This is a genomic window from Actinoplanes teichomyceticus ATCC 31121, assembly GCF_003711105.1.
GTDB classification, from domain to species: domain Bacteria; phylum Actinomycetota; class Actinomycetes; order Mycobacteriales; family Micromonosporaceae; genus Actinoplanes; species Actinoplanes teichomyceticus.
Window position 1 is genome coordinate 7896519 of sequence record NZ_CP023865.1, and the last position, 19815, is coordinate 7916333.

A 19815-nucleotide genomic window follows, 5' to 3' on the forward strand; every position below is an offset into this window, starting at 1 on the left:
AGTCCGGCGAGCACCACCCGCGCGCCCGGGCCGGTGCCTAACCGGCCGTGCCGGCCTCGGGGTACACCATCGCCACCGCGATCCCCGCCAACCCCTCGCCCCGACCGGTGAGCCCCAGCCCGTCCGTGGTGGTCCCGGCCACCGTCACCGGAGCCCCGACCGCGGCGGAGAGCACCTCCTGCGCCTCCGCCCGGCGCTTGCCGATCTTCGGGTGGTTCCCGACCACCTGCACCGAGACGTTGCCGATGGCGAACCCGGCAGCCCGCACCAGGCGCGCCGACTCGGCCAGCAACATCACCCCGGCGGCACCCGCCCACTCCGGGCGGCTGGTCCCGAAGTTGCTGCCCAGATCACCGAGCCCGGCCGCCGACAGCAGCGCATCACAGGCCGCGTGGGCGGCGACGTCGGCATCCGAGTGACCGGCCAGTCCGGGCTCCCCGGGCCACTGCAGCCCGGCCACCCAGCAGGGCCGCTCATCGTCGAATGCGTGCACGTCCGTTCCGATGCCCACCCGCGGAATGATCACGCCGTCACCCTAGCCACCGGCGGGTCCCGGGCACGTTGCTGGTCACCCGCCGCCGACGACGCGTCCCGGCCCGGCGGGGCAGCACAGAACGGTACCGCTCGTCACCCACCGGCGCGGCCCGCGACGCGGCCCGGCCCGGCAGGGCGGCACAGGACGGTACCGCTCGTCACCCACCGGACGCGGCCCGCGACGCAGCCCGGCCCGGCAGGGCGGCACAGGACGGTACCGCTCATCACGCACCGGGCGGTGCGGCCTGCGGCGCGTCCGGGTCCGGCAGGGTGAGGAGGTGGGTGGCGAGTGCCAGATCGATCGGACGGGTGATTTTCAACGCCAGATCGGAACCGGGAACGCAGCGGACCGGGGTGCCGAGTTTCTCGACGGCGCCGGCGTCGTCCGTGTGCGAGTCGGCGGCTGCGGCGTGGGCGGCCCGCAGCACCGGCGCCCGGAAACCCTGCGGGGTCTGCACCGCCCGGAGCACCGCGCGGTCCACCGTGCCGAGCACGGTCTCGCCGGCGTCGACTTCCTTGATCGTGTCGACCACCGGAAGTACCGGGATCACCGCGTCGGCCCCGTCCCGGACCGCGGCGGCGACCCGCTCGACCACCGACGGTGGGGTGAGGCAGCGGGCCGCGTCGTGCACCAGCACGATCGGAACGTCGTCGGGAACGGCCGCGAGCGCGGCGGCCACCGACTCCTGCCGGTCGGCGCCGCCGGCCACCACGGTGACCGGAGCCACCGGCGTGAGCAGGGTGAGCACCGCGTCGACGTCGGCGGGCGGGGCGGCCACCACGATCATCCGGACCGACGCCGCCGCGGCGAGCCGCCGCACCGCGTGGACGAGCAGCGGCTCACCGTCGAGCAGACGCAGAGCCTTGGGCGCACCCGGACCGAGCCGGACCCCGGCACCCGCGGCCGGAACGACGACCGCGACGTCACCGCGAGCATTGAGCTGCGCGGTCACGTCGCGGTCGGCGGGCATGGTGCTGTGCGTGATACGTCGGTGGATCAGGCCTCGGTGAGGACCTTGTCGAGCAGCACCTCAGCCTCATCCTTGGTGCTCTTCTCAGCGAGGGCCACCTCACCGACCAGGATGTCGCGGGCCTTCGCGAGCATGCGCTTCTCCCCTGCCGAGAGACCGCGCTCCCGCTCGCGACGCCAGAGGTCGCGAACAACCTCGGCAACCTTGAGCGGGTTACCGGAAGCGAGCTTCTCCAGGTTGGCCTTATAGCGCCGCGACCAGTTGGTCGGCTCCTCGGTGTGCGGAGCGCGGAGGACGTCGAAGACCTTGCCCAGGCCTTCCTCGCCAACCACTTCGCGCACGCCGACTTCCTCGGCGTTCTCAGCGGGCACCCGAACCGTCAGATCGCCCTGGGCGACACGCAGAACGAGATACTGCCTTTCAACGCCCTTGATGACCCTAGTCTCGATTGCCTCGATGAGTGCGGCCCCGTGGTGGGGGTAAACAACGGTCTCGCCGACACTGAAAACCATAGGTTCGAAACCCCTTTCGCTGTGTCTAGGGTAACACGCTCAGGCGACGGTGTCTCGCCCTGACGGTCACTGTTAGTGCAGCTCAGAGGCCCTGTGACGGGGCTTTCTACTGCTTGACAGCAGAGCGGGAAGCTGCCTAAGTAACGCAAAGTGACCGGCGAGTCACCGCTCCCGCCAACGAGTCGGAATTTCCGGACCTGATGGCTTTGCGAGATCCAGCGTATCGCTGCGGTCGGGACCGCCCCATCACTGGCGATGCGGCGTAGCGTGCGAGACGCTGGACGGAAGTTCCCCGACCAAAGCAAGATCTGGTCAGTCACGGGGGAGGTGAGTCATGGCAGGCGCGAGCGACAACGGCGGCTGGCCGCCGGACGGCGGTTCCTCGGACGAACTGCCCGACCTCCCCGAGGAGTGGGGCGTCATCGTCATCCCGGACGATCTGTCCGAGCTGTCCGACGAGGTGGAGGCGGTGCGCGCCGAGCTGCACCTGGCCCCGCCACCCAACCGCTGGCAGCGGTTCGCACGCCGGCCCGCGGTGCGCCGGCTGCGCCGATTCGGCGCCCTGCTGCTGCGCGCCCCGGTCCTGATCGTCTCGATGGCCATCCTGGTCACCGTGGCCAGTCTGTACGCGTCGACGTGGCCCGGACCGCCCCGGCAACCGGCCACCCAGCGCACCTCGGGCAGCACCCCGGCGCCGAGCACCACGCTGCCCGCGCTCGATCTGCTCGCCGCCGACGGGCACGCCGTGCCCCTGCGCGGGCAACTACCCGTGGTAGTCATCCTGACCGACGGCTGCGACTGCGACCGACTCGTCACCGAGACGGTCGGCTCCGTCCGGCCGGAGATCGCGGTGCTCGCGGTCTCCACCGCCGCGCCCTCGGCCGCCGTCCCCTCGGACGCCGTCCCGGAGAGCGGGCTGACCACCGCGCAGCCCCCGCGCGCCGACGGCAAGAACGTGCGCTACCTGCAGGACCCGGCCGGCGCCCTGCGCGACCACCTGGGCCTGACCGCTCCCGACGGCACCGCCGCCGCCATCCTGGTCAACCGGACCGGGACCATCCTGCGCACCTTCTCGCACGTCGTCTCGGTCAAGTCGATCCAGGCCGACCTGGAACGCCTCTGAGCCCGGCTTATCGCGTCGCCCACCCGGGGCGGCGCGCCGGAGCGAGCCGCGCTGGCGACGGCACGCTGCGCTCGGTTGCGCGCCACGCGGGAACGGGGTCAGTTCGGGTCGCGCTGGAGGGTGTAGCGGAAGACGAGCGGGCCCGACTCGTCCGCCACGACGCGCAGGAACAACCGGGTGCCGACCGCGACGCTGAACACCTCGGGGGTGCGCGGCCCGGAGCAGGGCAGCCCTCGCCCCGACTCGTCGTCGCCCAGGCTGACCCGGACCCGGCTGCCGTCCGGCCCCGCACACACCACGGACACCAGGAACGCGCCGCCGGTCAGGTCCTCGACCGTCGAGAACTCGTCCTCCGCGTTCAGCGCCAGGGTGTCCGACTTCTCCTGTTCCTCGGTCTCGGGCAGCAGCTGCTCGGCGGCGAGCCGCCAGTTCAACATGCGGGGATCGGACTCCGCGCGGGGCGCCGCCCGCCACCACCAGATCCCGCCCGCGACCACGAGCAGGGCGGCCAGGCCGTGCAGGATCAGGCCGCGCTCCCGTTCGCTGCTCACTCCGCGACTGTAGAGAATTCGAGCAGCGCGCCGTAGAGGGTGAGACCGGGACCGAACGCGAGCACGACGATCCGGCGCGGCGGCCGCGCCCGGCGGCGCAGGGCTTCCACCTCCAGGAGCACGGTGGCTGAGGAACAGTTCCCGTACGCCGAGAGCACCTCCCGGGAGGCCGTCAGCGCCGCGTCGTCGAGGCCGAGCCGTTCCTGCACCACGTCGAGGATCTTCGGGCCGCCCGGGTGCACCGCCCAGCCGTCCACCTCGCCGATGGTCAGCCGGTGCCGGCCGAGCAGGTCGTCGACCAGCGCGCGCACGTGGGCCGCGAGGACCGAGGGCACCTGCGGGGACAGCCCCATCCGAAAGCCCAGGTCGGTGACCTCCCAGGTCATGTGCCCGGCCGTGGTGGTGTCGGTGACCGCGGCGATCTCGCGTACCGCGTAGCCCGCTCCGCCGGGGGTGAGCACCGCGGCGGCCGCCGCGTCGGAGAACAGCGCGTGCGAGACGATCTGCTGGACGTCCGCCGCTCCGGTGCCGGCGGGCTGTATGTGCAGGCTGGTCAGCTCGGCGCAGAGCAGCAGCGCGGGACGCGCGCGAGCGGTCACGAAGTCGCTGACCGTGCCGAGCCCCGGCAACGCCGCGTAACAGCCCATGTGTCCGACGAAGAGGCGCTGCACGTTCGGTGACATGTCCATGTCCCGGGCCAGCAGGATGTCCAGCCCGGGCGTGGCGTACCCGGTGCAGGAGCAGACCGCGAACAGCCCGAGCTCGGACGCGGCCAGCCCGGCGTCGGCCAGCGCCCGCTCGACCGCGGCGCGCCCCAGCGGCACCGCCTCGTCCTGGTAGCGACGCATGCGGCGTTCGGTGGACCAGCTCGACACGTCCTCCAGCAGCGGGCTGACCGCGGCCTGCCGGGTGACCACCCCGGAATTCGCGAAGATCCGCCGGGCCAGGCCGCTGCGGCCGCCCGCGTAGTGCCGCGCGAAGAAGCCCTCCCACAACTCGTCCTGCACGGCGGAGGGCGGCAACGCCACGCCCATCCCGCTGAGCACCGCACGCATCAGGCCCCCGACCCTCGGGCCGGCCGGGCGACGCGGCCGGACCCGGGCGGCGACGCGCCGCCGTCCGAGCAGGCCCCGGGCTCCGGGCGCACCGCGGCACCGCGACCACCACCGGCGGCCGTGTCGGAGGACGACGCCGCCGCGGGCGGACGGCCGGTGGGTTTGCGCCCGATCCCCTGATAGAGGACCGCGGTGGAGAAGGTGGGCACCATCCGTCCGAGCGGGCGGCCGTCCGGGGCGCCCCGTGCCGCCAGCCACCGCACCAGCCCGGGAACGCTGGGCCGCACCCCGCGCACAGCCAGCCGGACGCCGTGCCGGGCGAACTCGGACCGCAGCCGCGCCGGCGCGACGAACAGCGCCGGGTCGTGCACCCCGACCGGCGCCAGCCCGAACCGCTCGCCCAGGGTCACCGTGACGAACCGGCTGAGCGCGGTCGCGTTCACCGTGTCGAGCACCACCAGGCCGCCCGGCCGCAGCACCCGGCACAGCTCGGCGACCGTGCCACGCAGATCGGTGACGTGCTCCAGGATCTCACCGGCCACCACCACGTCCGCGATGGCGTCGGCGAGCGGGAGCGCGGCCACGTCGGCGGCGACCGGCAGCACCTCGCGCTCGGCCGCCCGGAGCAGCCCGGCGGGCCGCAGGTCGGCGCCGACGTGCCGGTAGCCGAGGTGGCGGACGTGCGGGGCGAGCAGGCCGCCGCCGCATCCCGCGTCGAGCAGCACGCGGCCCGGCCCGGGGGCGGGCGGGATCAGCCCGGCGCGGGCCGCGGCGAGCCAGTGCAGCAGCTCGAACCCGCCGCCGGGCCGCCACCACTCGTCGGCCAGGGCGTCGTACTGGCGCGGATCGTTCCGCCGGATCGACAGCATGTGATCGAGCCTGGCACGGTTGCCGCGCACCCACCACCGGACGCGCCTGGCTGTGGAAAACCCGACCGTCACGGGACACAGTCCCTGCGGGAACCGGACCGACACGGGACACACTCGCTGCCGGGAACCGGACCGACACGGGACACACTCGCTGCCGGGAACCGGACCGACACGGGACACAGTCCCTGCGGGGAACCGGACCGTCACGGGACACACTCGCTGCCGGGAACCGGACCGTCACGGGACACACTCGCTGCCGGGAACCGGACCGTCACGGGACACAGTCCCTGCGGGGAACCGGACCGTCACGGGACACACTCGCTGCCGGGAACCGGACCGTCACGGGACACACTCGCTGCCGGGAACCGGACCGTCACGGGACACAGTCCCTGCGGGGAACCGGACCGTCACGGGACACACTCGCTGCCGGGAACCGGACCGTCACGGGACACACTCGCTGCGGAAACGCCGACGGGCGCTACGGCCACCGCATGGCAGCCGCGCCGGATCACCCGCAGACTGCTTGACATGCTGCGTCCGCTCGCCCTGCTGCGCTCGTCCCATCCGGAGCCGGGGGCCGCCGTCACCGTGGCGATGAGCCTGCTCGCGTTCGGTGCCGGGCACCGCGGGGTCCGCCTGCTCTGCGTGATCCTGTCCGTGGCGGCCAGCCAGCTCGCCGTCGGCTGGGTGAACGACTGGCTGGACGCGGACCGGGACCGGCGTACCGGACGGCTCGACAAGCCGATCGCCTCCGGTGCGGTCGCCGGCCGTACGGTGGGGATCTCGGGGTTGTCCGCGGCCCTGGCCGCGCCGCTGGCGGCGCTTGCGCTCGGCGCGCCGGCCACCGTGGCCATCGCCCTGGCCACGGTGTTCGGGCTGCTCTACGACTGGCCGCTGAAGTCCACGCCGCTGTCCGTGCTGCCCTATCTGGTGGCCTTCGGGCTGCTGCCGGCGTTCGTGGTGGTGGCGCTGCCCGGGCATCCCGCGCCGCCGGCCTGGCTGGTCGCCGCGGCCGCGCTGCTCGGCGCCGGCGCGCACTTCGCCAACGTGCTGCCCGATCTGGACGACGACGCGGCGACCGGGATCCGTGGGCTGCCGCACCGGATCGGCGCCGGCGCGTCCCGGCTGGCCGCCGCGGCGCTCCTGCTGGCCGCGACGGCCACGCTGGTCCTCGGACCGCCCGGGGCGCCGTCGTGGTCCGGGTGGGCGGCCGGCGCGGTCGCCGCCGTGGTCCTGCCGATCGGTTGGTACGCGACCCGCCGCGCCCGTGGCCGCCCGGTCGCGCTGTTCCGCGCGGTGATCGGGGTGGCGCTGATCGACGTCCTGCTGCTGATCTCCAGCGGGCCGGTGGTGTGACCCGCCACGGCCGGATGGATGGGTCGGCGCGCGCGGCCGTTTGCCGCCCATTAGGCTGATCACACACCTTGGTGTCTCTCTTTGGAGGATCGTGATGCGCTCGCTCGGAACCCGTCGCGCCGCCCTGGTCGCGGGTGCCGCCACGGTCGCTGTCATCGCGCTGGCGGGGTGCTCGGCCGGGCAGGTCGCCGAGACCGCCATGCTGGACACCCCGATCGTCGGTGTGGACGCGAATTCCGCCGACGACAGTGTCTTCGTGCGTGACGCCACGGTGCAGTACAACGGCCTCGAGGGTTACGCCAAGGACGCGAACGCTCCGCTGCAGCTGAGCCTCTACAACCAGACCACCACCGAGCTGACGGTCACCATCAGCAGCCGCCCGACGGACCAGCCGCAGGTCGTCTCGGCGCGGCAGGTCGGCACGGTGGGCGCGGCGGCCCCGGTGACCGGCAACCAGCCGTCCGCCGCCAACGCCACCGAGATCCCCGGCGAGGAGCCGCCGAGCGCGTCGCCGTCGCAGCCGGCGACCGCGCCGCAGCCGGGCGTCTCCGTCCAGCCCGGCGCCGCGGAGCAGCCGGCCTCGGCGCCCGCGGCTGCCCAGGTGACCCCGGCCAACATCAAGATCGCCCCGCTGGGTTCCGCCCTCTTCCGGCCGACCGACCGGCAGCCGCTGCAGGTCATCGGGCTCAGCGACGCGCTGAAGCCGGGCATGTCGGTGAACCTGGTGCTGCAGTTCAGCAACGGCAGCGCGCCGCTGGAGATCCAGGTCCCGGTCGCCATCCCGCTGTCCCCGGCCTCCCGCGCGCCGGGCAACGAGGGTGAGGACATCGAGAGCGAGTGACGATGTCGTACCCGGCGGCTAACTTGGCCGGGTGACGACCTCGCGTACCAGTTCCAAGGCAGCCCGGCCGGCCTACGTCTGCGACGCCTGCGGCCATCAGCCACCGAAATGGCTGGGCCGCTGCCCGGAGTGCGGCGAGTGGGGCTCGATCATCGAGTCCACGGTGTCGGCGCCCCTGGTCTCCGGCCGGGTGGTCAGCTCCCGGATGCCGGCCGAGCCGGCCCGGCCCATCTCGCAGATCAGCGCCGCGCCCGCGCGGGCCGTGCCGACCGGGGTCGGTGAGCTCGACCGGGTGCTCGGCGGCGGCCTGGTGCCCGGCGCGGTGGTGCTGCTGGCCGGCGAGCCCGGCGTCGGCAAGTCGACCCTGCTGCTCGATGTGGCCCAGCAGTGGGCGAGCGGCGCCGGCACCCCGTCGCTGGTGGTCAGCGGCGAGGAGTCGGTGAGCCAGGTCCGGCTGCGGGCCGAGCGGCTCGGCGCGCTGCACGAGCGCCTGTTCCTGGCCGCGGAGAACGATCTGGGTACGGTGATCGGCCACCTCGACGCGGTCAAGCCCGGCCTGCTGGTGCTCGACTCGGTGCAGACCGTCTCGGCGCCCGGCACCGAGGGCGTGCCCGGCGGCGTGACCCAGGTCCGCGCGGTCACCGCGGCGTTGGTGTCGATCGCCAAGGAGCGTGGCATCGCCACCGTCCTGGTCGGTCACGTCACCAAGGACGGTCAGGTGGCGGGCCCCCGGGTGCTGGAGCACCTGGTCGATGTGGTGCTGCACTTCGAGGGCGACAAGCATTCCTCGCTGCGCCTGGTCCGCGGGGTGAAGAACCGGTTCGGCGCGGCCGACGAGGTGGGCTGCTTCGAGATGCACGAGGGCGGGATCAGCAGCCTGCCGGACCCGTCCGGGCTGTTCCTGACCCGCTATCAGGAGCCGGTGCCGGGCACCTGCGTCACGGTCGCGATGGAGGGCCGGCGGGCGCTGGTCACCGAGGTGCAGGCGTTGATCGGGGCGGAGGTCCAGGGCTCGCCGAGGCGTACCGTGTCGGGCCTCGACAGCGCCCGGCTGGCCATGGTCCTGGCCGTGCTGGAGCGCCGCACCAAGCAGTTGAAGCTCTACAACCGCGAGGTGTTCGCGGCCACCGTGGGCGGTATCCGGCTGGTCGAGCCGTCGGCCGACCTGGCCATGGCGCTGGCCGTCGCGTCCGGCGGGCTGGACCTGGCGATGGCGCCGACGCTGGTCGCGATCGGCGAGGTCGGGCTGACCGGGGAGATCCGCCGGGTCGGTGCGGTCGGCCGGCGGCTGGCCGAGGCGGCGCGGCTCGGGTTCCGGGTGGCTCTGGTGCCGCCGGGCTGTGGCAGCGGCAGCGAGGCGGGCACGCCCAAGGGCATGGAGGTGATCGAGGTCGGCGACCTGCGTTCGGCGCTGCAGAGCGCGGCGCGGGCTTCCGCGGATCATGCCACTCGGTGACCCACCGTGACGAATCATCACGCTACGGAGCATTCATCGAACCATGCCTCGTTGCTGCGGATGACAGTTCGTAGACTGTACCGGTGCCGCTCGACCGCGATGGTTCCAAGTCCGCCAGTTCAACGCCGCGCCCCGGCGTCAACGGCGCGGGCCACCGCGCGGTGACCCCGGCCGCGGGCGCCGGCCTGACCGGGGGCGCCAGCGATCCGCTCCGGGCCAACCTCGCCCTGATGGCGCCCGGCACCGCGCTGCGCGACGGCCTGGAACGGATCCTCCGCGGCCGCACCGGCGCCCTGATCGTGCTGGGCTACGACTCGGTCGTCGAGCAGATCTGCACCGGTGGTTTCCCGCTGGACGTGGAGTTCTCCGCCACCCGGCTGCGTGAGCTGTGCAAGATGGACGGCGCCGTGGTGCTCTCCAGCGACGGCACCCGCATCGTCCGGGCGGCCGTGCACCTGATGCCCGACCCGTCCATCCCGTCCGAGGAGTCCGGCACCCGGCACCGCACCGCCGAGCGGGTGGCCAAGCAGTCGGGCTTCCCGGTGATCTCGGTGAGCCAGTCGATGCGGATCATCGGGCTCTACGTGAACGGGCAGCGGCACGTGCTGGACGACTCGGCCGCCATCCTGTCCCGGGCCAATCAGGCACTGGCCACCCTGGAGCGTTACAAGCTGCGGCTGGACGAGGTGTCCGGCACACTCTCCGCACTGGAGATCGAGGATCTGGTCACCGTGCGCGACGCGGTCTCGGTGGTGCAGCGGCTGGAGATGGTCCGCCGGATCGCCGACGAGATCTCGGGTTACGTGGTGGAGCTGGGCACCGACGGCCGGCTGCTCGCCCTGCAGCTGGACGAGCTGATGGCCGGCGTCGACTCGGACCGCACCCTGGTGATCCGGGACTACCTGCCGTCCGGGCGCAAGGCGCGGACACTGGACGAGGCGCTGGTCGAGCTGGACCTGCTCACCGCGACCGAGATGATCGACCTGGTCGCGGTGGCCAAGGCGATCGGCTACCCGGGTGCCTCCGACGCGCTGGACGCGGCGGTGTCCCCGCGTGGGTTCCGGCTGCTGGCCAAGGTGCCCCGGCTGCCGGCGCAGATCGTGGACCGGCTGGTGGACCACTTCGGGAGCCTGCAGCGGCTGCTGGGGGCGACGGTGGAGGATCTGCAGGCGGTCGAGGGGGTCGGGGACGCCCGGGCGCGGGGCGTGCGCGAGGGGCTGTCCCGGCTGGCCGAGGCGTCGATACTGGAACGCTACGTCTGACCGTCCCCGGATCGCCTCGATCGGGGGAATCCGCGCGGTCGCGCCGCCTCGTACGCCGCGGCGCGGCCGGTCACCCGGCGCGGTCCGGTGACCCGGACGTGCCCCCGGGGACGGGCGTATTCACCGACCGTGATCCCGCGAGGCGGGCTGCCGGGGACGGGCGTATTCACCGACCGTGATCCCGCGAGGCGGGCTGCCGGGGCCGGTTCACACCGGATGGGCGATGTCGCGCGCGTGGTCGGCGATCGCCGCGCCGGTCACGCTCGCCGTGAGCGGCAGAATCTCCAGACAGCGCCGGATCGCCGGGGCCATCATCGGGTTCGGCACCCGCAGCGAAACCGTGCAGTGCGGCACCCAGCGCCCCGGCAGGTAGTGTTCCCACACCGCCACCCCGCCCGCGGCCAGCCGGTCGTGCACCGTCCGGTGATGGGCCATCAGCTCCGCTGACATGGTCACGCCGAGCCAGAGCACCCGCCCCACGAACTGGCCGACGAAGTCCATCCGCAGGGTGAGCCCCCGCCCGACGGTCAGGCCGGCCAGGGCGGCGCCCGCGGCGTCCGGATCGATGGCGCGCGCCGCGGCGAGCGACACGTGCGGGCGGTGCTTCTGGTGCAGCGAGCCGAGGGTGGGGATGCCCTCCGCCTCCAGGGCCCGCCACAGCGTCCGGACCCGGCGCGTGGCGTCGACGTCCAGGTAGAGCTCCAGCGCGGCGACCAACCGTCAGGGGTTGATCGTCACGGCGACCGGGTCGCTGATGATCTGGTCCAGCCGCCCGCGCAGCTGGTAGTCCCCGGCGGGCGGGGCGGCTCCGGCCGGGACCGCCCCGGTGCACGTGCTGGACTGCCGCCCGTTCCAGGTGATGTTGAAGACCCGCTCGGCGCCCGGCGCGAACGACTGCACGTCGTTGCCCTTGACCGGGTTGCACTTGTCGGACGACCAGTACTTCTGGACGCCCTGCTCGACGTACAGCTCCTGGGCCTCGGCTCCGACGTCGCGCGTACAGGTACGCGTGCCGACGTTCTTGATCCGGATGGTGATCGCCAGGGGCGCGCCGCGCCGGAGCTTGGTGGTGGCCGGGATCGGCGTCACCGACATCTCGGTGTCCGTGCAGGAGCCGGCCCCCGGGACATTGACGTTGGTGTCCGCCCCGGTGCCGTTGGGGGGCAGCAGGCCGCTGTCACCGTCGCCGGTCGACTGGGTCTGGACGCCGTCCGGGTCCGGGTACGCCTGACCGCCGGCCGGCGCGCTGTCGAGCAGCCCGTCGGCATCCGGGGTAGCCGACGCGGACGCCGACGCCGGGTGCGAGGCGGGTGCCGGCGTCGGGTACTGCGACGACGCGTTCTTGGTGCCCGGTTTGCTGCCGTCCTCGTGCGAGCACGCCACGAACCAGACGATGATGCCCAGCAGCAGGGCGCCGAGCACGACCGCACGCCGCCGCCAGTAGACCGCGGGTGGGAGGGGACCAACCGTCGTACGCATGATGTGGCCCACCGTAAACCCGGATCCGCCGGGCGTTGCGCGCGACGCGCCGGATAACCGACACCAAGAACGCGGACCGCTCGTTATAGGTAGACCTTGCGCCGGTATATCGCGTGCGCACCGGCCACCCGATCGAGGAACAGCTTTCCCGCGCAGTGATCGATCTCATGCTGCAGGGCGCGCGCCTCGAACGCGTCCGTGGTGATCGTGACCGCCTCGCCGGTGCCCGGTCGCCGGCCCTCGACCACGATCCGGGCGGCCCGTTTGACGTCGCCGGTCAGATCGGGGACCGACATGCACCCCTCCCGGCCGAGCCGCCACCGGCTCGCCTCGACGATCTTCGCGTTGCAGAGGGCGAACGTGCCGTGCGTGGTGGCCGCTTTCGGATGCCCGGTCACGTCCACGCAGAACACCTGCGCCGGGACGCCGACCTGCGGCGCGGCCAGCCCCACGCAGCCGGGCGAGACCCGCATGGTCTCGATCAGGTCCTGGGCCAGCCGGACGATCTCCGGATCGGCCGGGTCGACCTCCTCGGCGACCGTGCCGAGCACCGCCGCGGGCGCGGTGACCACGGTCAGCACGGTCACAGCAGCTCCGATTCGGCCCGCCGCAGCGTCACGTCGACACCCAGCTCGGCCCCGGCGACCGCGAGCCGCTCGGCCAGCTCGTCGGCCCGCCCGGGCGGCAGGTCCACCTCGGCGACCAGCACGTAGAGCGGGCCGGTGAGCCGCGTGGTGAGATCGGTGATGTTGCCGTCGGCGGCGGCGACCACCCGGGTGACCGCGGCGACGATCCCGAGCCGGTCCGCGCCGTGCACGCTCACCAGGTACGGCTCACCGCGCACCACGCCGTCCGCCTCCGGCCCGACCGCCCGCACCGTGGCGAGCAGGCCGGGGCCGAGGCCGGAGAGCGCCTGCCGCACCTCGGCCGCGCCCGGCCCGGTGCAGATCAGGGTCATCGCGAAGTGGCCGCGCAGCCGGGTCATCGTCGAGTCGCTCAGGTTCGCGCCGACGGCGGCCAGCGCCTCGGCCACGTCGGCGACGATCCCGGTCCGGTCCGGCCCGATGACGGTGATGGCGAGCTCATCCACCCGCCTACAGTAAGTCCTGCTATGACTCTCGCGGACGAAGCCATCAACTGGTACGACACCCATGCCCGTGACCTACCGTGGCGGCAGCCGGAAACCACCCCCTGGGGTGTCCTGGTCAGCGAGGTGATGCTCCAGCAGACCCCGGTGGTCCGGGTGGAGCCCGCCTGGCGGTCCTGGATGACGCGCTGGCCCACCCCGGCCGCGCTGGCCGCCGATCCGCAGTCCGAGGCGGTACGCATGTGGGGCCGGCTCGGCTATCCACGGCGGGCGATGCGGCTGCACGCCTGCGCGGGGGCGATCGTGGAGCGGCACGGCGGCCGGGTGCCGGACGATCTCGACCAGTTGCTGGCGCTGCCCGGGGTGGGGACGTACACCGCTCGTGCGGTGGCGACCTTCGCGTACGGCCAGCGGCACCCGGTGGTGGACACCAACGTGCGCCGGGTGGTGTCCCGGGTGGTCGAGGGCAGGCCGGACGCCGGCCCGGCGACCACGGCGGCCGACCTGACCGCGATGGCGGAGCTGCTGCCGCAGGAGCCGGCCCGCGCGGCGCGGGCCAGCATCGCGTTCATGGAGCTCGGCGCGATCGTCTGCACGGCGCGGGCGCCGAAGTGCGTGGACTGCCCGTTCCACGCGGTCTGCGCGTGGCGGCTGACCGGCGAGCCGCTGCCGGCCGGGCCGAGCCGCAAGCCGCAGCGTTACGCGGGCACCGACCGGCAGGTCCGTGGCCTGCTGCTGGAGGTGCTCCGGCACGCGACCGGCCCGGTCCCCCGGCAACGCCTGGACGTGGTCTGGGCCGACGAGGTGCAGCGCGCCCGCGCCCTCGCCGGGCTGGTCGAGGACGGCCTGGTGGAGCGGTTCGGCGCCGATTTCATCCTCGCCGGGGACACGCCCCGGGGTGAGATCCAGACCCTCTGACGGTACCGGCGCCGGCCTCCCCCGCCGCGCCCCGATCCGTTCCCGCTTCCCGGGCCGGCCGCACCGGGCGGCGCCCGCCGCGCGGTCCCTCCGTGGCGCGCCTGTCGCGGTGACGCCGGGTGCGGCCGCGCACGCCGGAGCGGCGCATCAGATCTGCCGCAGCCAGGCGACGAGGAACAGCGCCCCCGCCGCGCCGGCCAGAGCCGCCACCGGCAGCACCCAGGCGCCGCCCGGCTCGCCGGCCAGTCGCGCCGTCCACCGCCGGTGCAGCGCCGCGATGCCGGCCAGCGCGGCGATACCGGCCGCCGCGAGCGCGACACCGACCAGGAGGTGCGCCGCCCAGGCCCGGCCACGTCCGGGGCCGCCCCAGGAGGTGTCGTACGGACCGGGATCGATCCATCCGTAGCCCACGCCGCGCGCCACGAACAGGATCCCGACGCCCAGCGGGATCAGCGCCAGCAACCCGAGCAGCAACCCGGCCAGGGCGTTCCCGGCGGCCGGTGCGGGGCGCTCGGGCAGCGTGGCCGGGTGGGGCAGCCGGCTCTGCCAGCCGTTGGCCAGTTGGACGGCGCTAGCGGTCAGCCCGAGCAGGGTCAGTCCGAGGCTCGCGGCGCTGATCATCGGCAGGCCGGCGCAGTAGAGCACGGACTGGGCGATGCCCCGGAACGGTCGCCGGTCGATGCTCGTCGTCATGGCCGGGAACCTATGGGGCGGTTCGGGCGGACGGCGTCACCCCACGGTACGCACCCACGGTCGTACCGGGGTACGACGTGCGACGGCCCGGCTGCGTTCGCAGCCGGGCCGTCGCGCCCTACGTCAGCGGGTCACTCCTCGCCGGTGGTCGCGCCGAGGTCGGCCGGCACCGCGTCGGGCACCGACACGCCGCGGTCGGCGCCTCGGAAGACCAGCTTGGACTTCTCCACGTTGGCCGGGTCGCCCTCGCAGTCCACCACCACGATCTGGCCGGGGCGCAGCTCGTTGAAGAGGATCTGCTCACTCAGCGTGTCCTCCAGGTCCCGCTGGATCGTCCGGCGCAGCGGCCGGGCGCCCAGGACCGGGTCGAAGCCCTTGTTCGCCAGGTACTTCTTCGCGTTGTCGGTCAGCTCCAGGCCCATGTCCTTGTTCTTGAGCTGGCCCTCGATACGCGAGGTGAAGATGTCGACGATCTGCAGGATCTCGTTCTGGCGGAGCTGGTGGAAGACGATCGTGTCGTCGATACGGTTCAGGAACTCCGGGCGGAAGTGCTGCTTCAGCTCGTCGTTGACCTTGACCTTCATCCGGTCGTAGTTGCTCTCCTCGGCCTCGGAGGCCTGGAAGCCCAGCGACACCGCCTTGGCCACGTCCCGGGTGCCCAGGTTGGTGGTCAGGATGATGACGGTGTTCTTGAAGTCCACGATCCGGCCCTGGCCGTCGGTCAGGCGGCCGTCCTCCAGGATCTGCAGGAGCGTGTTGAAGACGTCCGGGTGGGCCTTCTCGATCTCGTCGAACAGGACCACGCTGAACGGCTTGCGGCGCACCTTCTCGGTGAGCTGGCCGCCCTCGTCGTAACCGACGTAGCCGGGAGGGGCACCGACCAGGCGGGACACCGTGTACCGGTCGTGGAACTCGGACATGTCCAGCTGGATCAGCGCGTCCTCGCTGCCGAACAGGAACTCGGCGAGCGCCTTGGACAGCTCGGTCTTACCGACACCGGACGGGCCGGCGAAGATGAACGAGCCGGACGGCCGCTTCGGGTCCTTCAGGCCGGCCCGGGTACGCCGGATCGCCTTGGACACCGCCTGGACCGCGTCCTCCTGGCCGATGACGCGCTTGTGGAGCTCGTCCTCCATGCGCAGCAGCCGGGAGGTCTCCTCCTCGGTGAGCTTGTAGACCGGGATGCCGGTCCAGTTGCCCAGGACCTCGGCGATCTGCTCGTCGTCGACCTCGGACACCACGTCCAGGTCGCCGGCCTTCCACTCCTTCTCCCGCTGGGCCTTCTGGCCGAGCAGCTGCTTCTCCTTGTCGCGCAGCTGGGCGGCGCGCTCGAAGTCCTGCGCGTCGATCGCGGACTCCTTGTCGCGACGCACCTGGGCGATGCGCTCGTCGAAGTCACGCAGGTCCGGCGGCGCGGTCATCCGGCGGATGCGCATCCGGGCGCCGGCCTCGTCGATCAGGTCGATCGCCTTGTCCGGCAGGAACCGGTCGGAGATGTACCGGTCGGCCAGCGTCGCGGCGGCCACCAGGGCGGCGTCGGTGATGCTGATCCGGTGGTGCGCCTCGTAGCGGTCGCGGAGACCCTTGAGGATCTCGATGGTGTGCGCCAGCGACGGCTCGCCGACCTGGATCGGCTGGAAGCGGCGCTCCAGCGCGGCGTCCTTCTCCAGGTGCTTGCGGTACTCGTCGAGGGTGGTCGCGCCGATGGTCTGCAGCTCGCCACGCGCCAGCATGGGCTTGAGGATCGAGGCGGCGTCGATCGCGCCCTCGGCGGCGCCGGCGCCGACCAGGGTGTGGATCTCGTCGATGAACAGGATGATGTCGCCCCGGGTGCGGATCTCCTTGAGCACCTTCTTCAGGCGCTCCTCGAAGTCACCGCGGTAGCGGGAGCCGGCGACCAGCGCGCCCAGGTCGAGCGTGTAGAGCTGCTTGTCCTTCAGGGTCTCGGGCACCTCGCCCTTGACGATGGACTGGGACAGGCCCTCCACCACGGCGGTCTTGCCGACGCCCGGCTCGCCGATCAGCACCGGGTTGTTCTTGGTACGGCGGGACAGCACCTGCATGACCCGCTCGATTTCCTTCTCCCGGCCGATCACCGGGTCGAGCTTGCCCTCCCGGGCGGCCTGCGTCAGGTTGCGCCCGAACTGGTCGAGGACCAGCGAGGTGGACGGCGCGGCCTCGCCGGTGGCGGTGCCCGCGGCGGCCGGCTCCTTGCCCTGGTAGCCGGAGAGCAGCTGGATCACCTGCTGGCGGACCCGGTTGAGGTCGGCGCCGAGCTTGACCAGCACCTGGGCGGCGACGCCCTCGCCCTCACGGATCAGGCCGAGCAGGATGTGCTCGGTGCCGATGTAGTTGTGCCCGAGCTGCAGCGCCTCCCGCAGGGAGAGCTCCAGCACCTTCTTCGCCCGCGGCGTGAACGGGATGTGCCCGCTCGGCGCCTGCTGGCCCTGGCCGATGATCTCCTCGACCTGCTGCCGGACACCTTCGAGGGAGATGCCGAGGCTCTCCAGAGCCTTCGCGGCAACGCCTTCTCCCTCGTGGATCAGGCCCAACAGGATGTGCTCTGTACCGATGTAGTTGTGGTTGAGCATCCGGGCCTCTTCTTGGGCCAGGACGACAACCCGTCGCGCTCGGTCGGTGAACCGCTCGAACATGCCCTCGTGCTCCTCACGTGCCGTGCGCCAATGCTGAGCCTGTCTCAACAGCTGGCGGGGCCAGCGCACGGGCATCGGTGATGCCCGTGCTGTAACTCTATCGCCGCCCGGAGCATCCGCTGAGCCCTCGCAGCCCCTCGAAACGATCCGCAACGTTGATTTAGCCAACTTCGCACGCTCAGCGGCTCTTCCCCCACCCGAACGTGTACGCGCACAGCGAAATCCGCCCGGTCCACAACCTGTGGACAACACTGCCCGCCCTGTGGATAACCGTACTCAGGGAGACCCGGCGACGGGCCGGAAGCACGCGGAGAGGGCGTGCCGATCACGGCACGCCCTCTCCGCCGGGCGCCCGCGGCGCCCGCTACGACGTCAGGCCCGGCCCGGGCCCTTCGCGTGGTACTCGTCGACGATCTCCTGCGGGATGCGCCCGCGGTCGGAGATGTCGTACCCGGCCTTCTTCGCCCACTCCCGGATCGCCTTGTTCTGCTCCCGGTCCGCGGCCGCACCGCCCCGGCCGCGCGCCGCGCGACCGCCGACGACCACACCGCCGCGGGCCACCTTGGTGCCGGCGCTCACGTACGGAGCGAAGACCTCCCGCAATTCGGCGGCGTTCTTCTCCGAGAGGTCGATCTCGTACTGAATACCGTCGAGCGCGAACTTCACCGTCTCGTCGGCGTCGCCGCCGTCGATGTCATCGACCAGCTTGTGAATGATCTGCTTGGCCACGCGCCGTTATCCTCCCGAACACAGGTTCTCTCCCACGCAATGGGAGAACAATAACGCCAGGGGCACATCGCCCGTCAATGGCGGGGGCGATAATTGATGGACGGCTACTCCGCGCGGACCAACGGGAAGAGGATCGTTTCCCGAATGCCCAGGCCGGTGAGCGCCATCAAGAGCCGGTCGATTCCCATTCCCATGCCGCCGGTCGGCGGCATTCCGTACTCCATCGCCCGGAGGAAATCCTCGTCCAACTGCATCGCCTCGGCGTCCCCGCCGGCCGCCAGCAGCGACTGCGCGTGCAGCCGTTCCCGCTGGACGACCGGGTCGACCAGCTCCGAATACGCGGTGGCGAGCTCGAAGCCGGCCACGTACAGGTCCCACTTCTCGGTCAGGCCGGGCGTCTGCCGGTGCGGGGCGGTCAGCGGCGCGGTCTCCTCCGGGTAGTCCCGGACGAAGGTGGGCGCCTGCAGGGTGTGCTGCACCAGATGCTCGAACAGCTCCTCGGCGAGCTTGCCGGCGCTCCACCTGGGGTCGACACCGAGCTGCACCTTCTCCGCGTAGCGCCGCAGCTGCGCCAGCTCGGTCCGGACGGTGACCTCCTCGCCGAGCGCCTCGGAGATGGCGCCGAAAAGGGTGATCGTGTTCCACTCGCCGCCCAGGTCGAGCTCGGTGCCGTCGTAGTGGGTGACCACGTGCGAGCCGGCGACCGCCTGCGCGGCCTCCTGAATCCACTCCCGGACCTGGACCTGCATCACGTTGTAGTCGGCATACGCCTGATACGCCTCGAGCATGGCGAACTCCGGAGAGTGCGTGGAGTCCATGCCCTCATTCCGGAAGTTCCGGTTGATCTCGAAGACCCGGTCGATGCCGCCGACCACGGCGCGCTTCAAAAACAGTTCCGGGGCGATCCGGAGATAAAGATCGGTGTCCAGCGCGTTGCTGTGCGTCACAAACGGCCGGGCGGTGGCGCCACCGTGCAGCAACTGCAACATGGGCGTTTCCACCTCGAGATAATTACGCTGGAACAGCGACTCGCGCAGGCTGCGGACCACGGTCGCCCGGGTCCGCACCGTGTCCCTGGCCTGCGGCCGGACGATGAGGTCCACGTACCGCTGCCGGACCCGGGTCTCCTCGGAGAGCGGCTTGTGCGCGACCGGCAGCGGGCGCAGCGCCTTGGCGCTCATCGACCAGGAGCCGGCGAGCACGGAGAGCTCGCCGCGCCGGCTGGTGATCACCTCGCCGGTGATCGCGACCAGGTCGCCCAGGTCGACCAGCCGCTTCCAGTCCTCCAGCCGCTCGGCGCCGACCCGGTCCAGCGAGAGCATCGCCTGCAGCTCGGTGCCGTCGCCCTCGCGCAGGGTCGCGAAGCAGAGCTTGCCACCGTTCCGGATGAAGATCACCCGGCCGGTGATCGAGACCTGGTCGCCGGTGGCGGTGTCGGTCGGCAGCTCCGCGTACTGCTTGCGGATCTCGGCCAGGGTGATGGTCCGGGGGACGGTGACCGGGTAGGGCGGCACGCCCTCGGCCAGCATCCGGTCCCGCTTCGCCCGGCGGACCTTCATCTGCTCGGGGAGATCCTCGGCGGGGTCGGTCGCTGGCGTGTTCTGCTCGGTCACGGCACGTCTTCCTGTGGAGTGGGGCGGGGCAAGGACCTGGAAAGCCTACTCAGGCCGGTCGGTGGGATCGCATCGGTTTCCGCCGCGGGGCCGGCGCGGTACGGCCGCACCG

General features: G+C 72.4%; 19 protein-coding genes and 1 pseudogene. 6 read left to right on the forward strand and 14 right to left on the reverse strand.

Features of this window, described 5'->3' with window-relative positions; translation table 11 throughout:
- Positions 1–37: 37 nt before the first annotated feature.
- The 3 genes from ispF to ACTEI_RS34825 all read right to left on the reverse strand — a co-directional run bounded on the left by ispF (position 38) and on the right by ACTEI_RS34825 (position 2017).
- On the reverse strand, positions 38–526 hold the full coding sequence (gene ispF / locus ACTEI_RS34815) for a 2-C-methyl-D-erythritol 2,4-cyclodiphosphate synthase (RefSeq protein ID WP_122981514.1): 489 nt from the start codon (positions 524–526) through the stop codon (positions 38–40).
- A gap of 232 nt (positions 527–758) precedes the next feature.
- The gene (gene ispD, locus ACTEI_RS34820; RefSeq protein ID WP_122982608.1) at positions 759–1487 is read right to left on the reverse strand and encodes a 2-C-methyl-D-erythritol 4-phosphate cytidylyltransferase; all 729 of its coding nucleotides are present in this window, start codon (positions 1485–1487) and stop codon (positions 759–761) included.
- A 44-nt stretch (positions 1488–1531) separates the two neighbouring features.
- Positions 1532–2017 carry a CarD family transcriptional regulator gene (locus ACTEI_RS34825; protein ID WP_014447856.1) on the reverse strand — a complete coding sequence of 162 codons (486 nt, stop codon included), beginning with the start codon at positions 2015–2017 and terminating at the stop codon, positions 1532–1534.
- Positions 2018–2351: 334 nt separating this feature from the next.
- Between ACTEI_RS34825 and ACTEI_RS34830 the strand changes: the two genes are divergently transcribed.
- Complete coding sequence (locus ACTEI_RS34830; protein ID WP_122981515.1) at positions 2352–3140, forward strand: hypothetical protein; 789 nt, start codon at positions 2352–2354, stop codon at positions 3138–3140.
- A gap of 98 nt (positions 3141–3238) precedes the next feature.
- On the opposite strand, the gene ACTEI_RS34835 is transcribed toward ACTEI_RS34830, so the two are convergent.
- The 3 genes and pseudogenes from ACTEI_RS34835 to ACTEI_RS34845 all read right to left on the reverse strand — a co-directional run.
- Entirely contained in the window at positions 3239–3691 is a 453-nt protein-coding gene (locus ACTEI_RS34835) for a DUF6023 family protein (RefSeq protein WP_122981516.1), read from the reverse strand.
- Entirely contained in the window at positions 3688–4746 is a 1059-nt protein-coding gene (locus ACTEI_RS34840) for a type III polyketide synthase (RefSeq protein ID WP_122981517.1), read from the reverse strand. The genes ACTEI_RS34835 and ACTEI_RS34840 overlap by 4 nt, the downstream gene beginning before the upstream one ends.
- 113 nt (positions 4747–4859) lie before the next feature.
- Positions 4860–5615: pseudogene (locus ACTEI_RS34845) on the reverse strand (methyltransferase domain-containing protein); the annotation flags it as partial.
- 528 nt (positions 5616–6143) lie between these two features.
- Here ACTEI_RS34845 and ACTEI_RS34850 point away from each other — a divergent pair.
- From ACTEI_RS34850 to disA, 4 genes are all read left to right on the forward strand, one after another.
- Positions 6144–6971 (forward strand): UbiA family prenyltransferase, encoded by an 828-nt coding sequence (locus ACTEI_RS34850; RefSeq protein ID WP_122981519.1) that lies wholly within the window; start codon positions 6144–6146, stop codon positions 6969–6971.
- Between the two features lie 94 nt (positions 6972–7065).
- A complete protein-coding gene (locus tag ACTEI_RS34855) occupies positions 7066–7812 on the forward strand; it encodes a hypothetical protein (protein WP_122981520.1) in 747 nt (248 codons plus the stop codon).
- A 31-nt stretch (positions 7813–7843) separates the two neighbouring features.
- On the forward strand, positions 7844–9268 hold the full coding sequence (gene radA, locus ACTEI_RS34860) for a DNA repair protein RadA (protein WP_122981521.1): 1425 nt from the start codon (positions 7844–7846) through the stop codon (positions 9266–9268).
- 83 nt (positions 9269–9351) lie between these two features.
- The gene (gene disA, locus ACTEI_RS34865; protein ID WP_122981522.1) at positions 9352–10530 is read left to right on the forward strand and encodes a DNA integrity scanning diadenylate cyclase DisA; all 1179 of its coding nucleotides are present in this window, start codon (positions 9352–9354) and stop codon (positions 10528–10530) included.
- 207 nt (positions 10531–10737) lie between these two features.
- On the opposite strand, the gene ACTEI_RS34870 is transcribed toward disA, so the two are convergent.
- The 4 genes from ACTEI_RS34870 to ACTEI_RS34885 form a co-directional block, all read right to left on the reverse strand.
- Entirely contained in the window at positions 10738–11247 is a 510-nt protein-coding gene (locus tag ACTEI_RS34870) for a 2'-5' RNA ligase family protein (RefSeq protein WP_122981523.1), read from the reverse strand.
- Positions 11248–11250: 3 nt separating this feature from the next.
- Positions 11251–12009 carry an adhesin gene (locus tag ACTEI_RS34875; RefSeq protein WP_122981524.1) on the reverse strand — a complete coding sequence of 253 codons (759 nt, stop codon included), beginning with the start codon at positions 12007–12009 and terminating at the stop codon, positions 11251–11253.
- 83 nt (positions 12010–12092) lie between these two features.
- Positions 12093–12596, reverse strand: coding sequence for a peptide deformylase (def, locus tag ACTEI_RS34880; RefSeq protein WP_307837874.1), 504 nt, complete (start codon positions 12594–12596; stop codon positions 12093–12095).
- Positions 12593–13099, reverse strand: a complete 507-nt coding sequence (locus tag ACTEI_RS34885) for a glycine cleavage system transcriptional repressor (protein WP_122981526.1) — start codon at positions 13097–13099, stop codon at positions 12593–12595. The genes def and ACTEI_RS34885 overlap by 4 nt, the downstream gene beginning before the upstream one ends.
- Before the next feature lie 21 nt (positions 13100–13120).
- Between ACTEI_RS34885 and ACTEI_RS34890 the strand changes: the two genes are divergently transcribed.
- Positions 13121–14014, forward strand: a complete 894-nt coding sequence (locus tag ACTEI_RS34890) for an HhH-GPD family protein (protein ID WP_122981527.1) — start codon at positions 13121–13123, stop codon at positions 14012–14014.
- Between the two features lie 147 nt (positions 14015–14161).
- Here ACTEI_RS34890 and ACTEI_RS34895 read toward each other — a convergent pair whose 3' ends face one another.
- From ACTEI_RS34895 to lysS, 4 genes are all read right to left on the reverse strand, one after another.
- Complete coding sequence (locus ACTEI_RS34895; RefSeq protein ID WP_122981528.1) at positions 14162–14707, reverse strand: hypothetical protein; 546 nt, start codon at positions 14705–14707, stop codon at positions 14162–14164.
- A gap of 131 nt (positions 14708–14838) precedes the next feature.
- A complete protein-coding gene (locus ACTEI_RS34900) occupies positions 14839–17361 on the reverse strand; it encodes an ATP-dependent Clp protease ATP-binding subunit (RefSeq protein ID WP_122981529.1) in 2523 nt (840 codons plus the stop codon).
- Between the two features lie 372 nt (positions 17362–17733).
- Positions 17734–18090 carry a histone-like nucleoid-structuring protein Lsr2 gene (locus ACTEI_RS34905; protein ID WP_122981530.1) on the reverse strand — a complete coding sequence of 119 codons (357 nt, stop codon included), beginning with the start codon at positions 18088–18090 and terminating at the stop codon, positions 17734–17736.
- A 104-nt stretch (positions 18091–18194) separates the two neighbouring features.
- A complete protein-coding gene (lysS, locus tag ACTEI_RS34910) occupies positions 18195–19703 on the reverse strand; it encodes a lysine--tRNA ligase (protein WP_122981531.1) in 1509 nt (502 codons plus the stop codon).
- Positions 19704–19815: the final 112 nt, after the last annotated feature.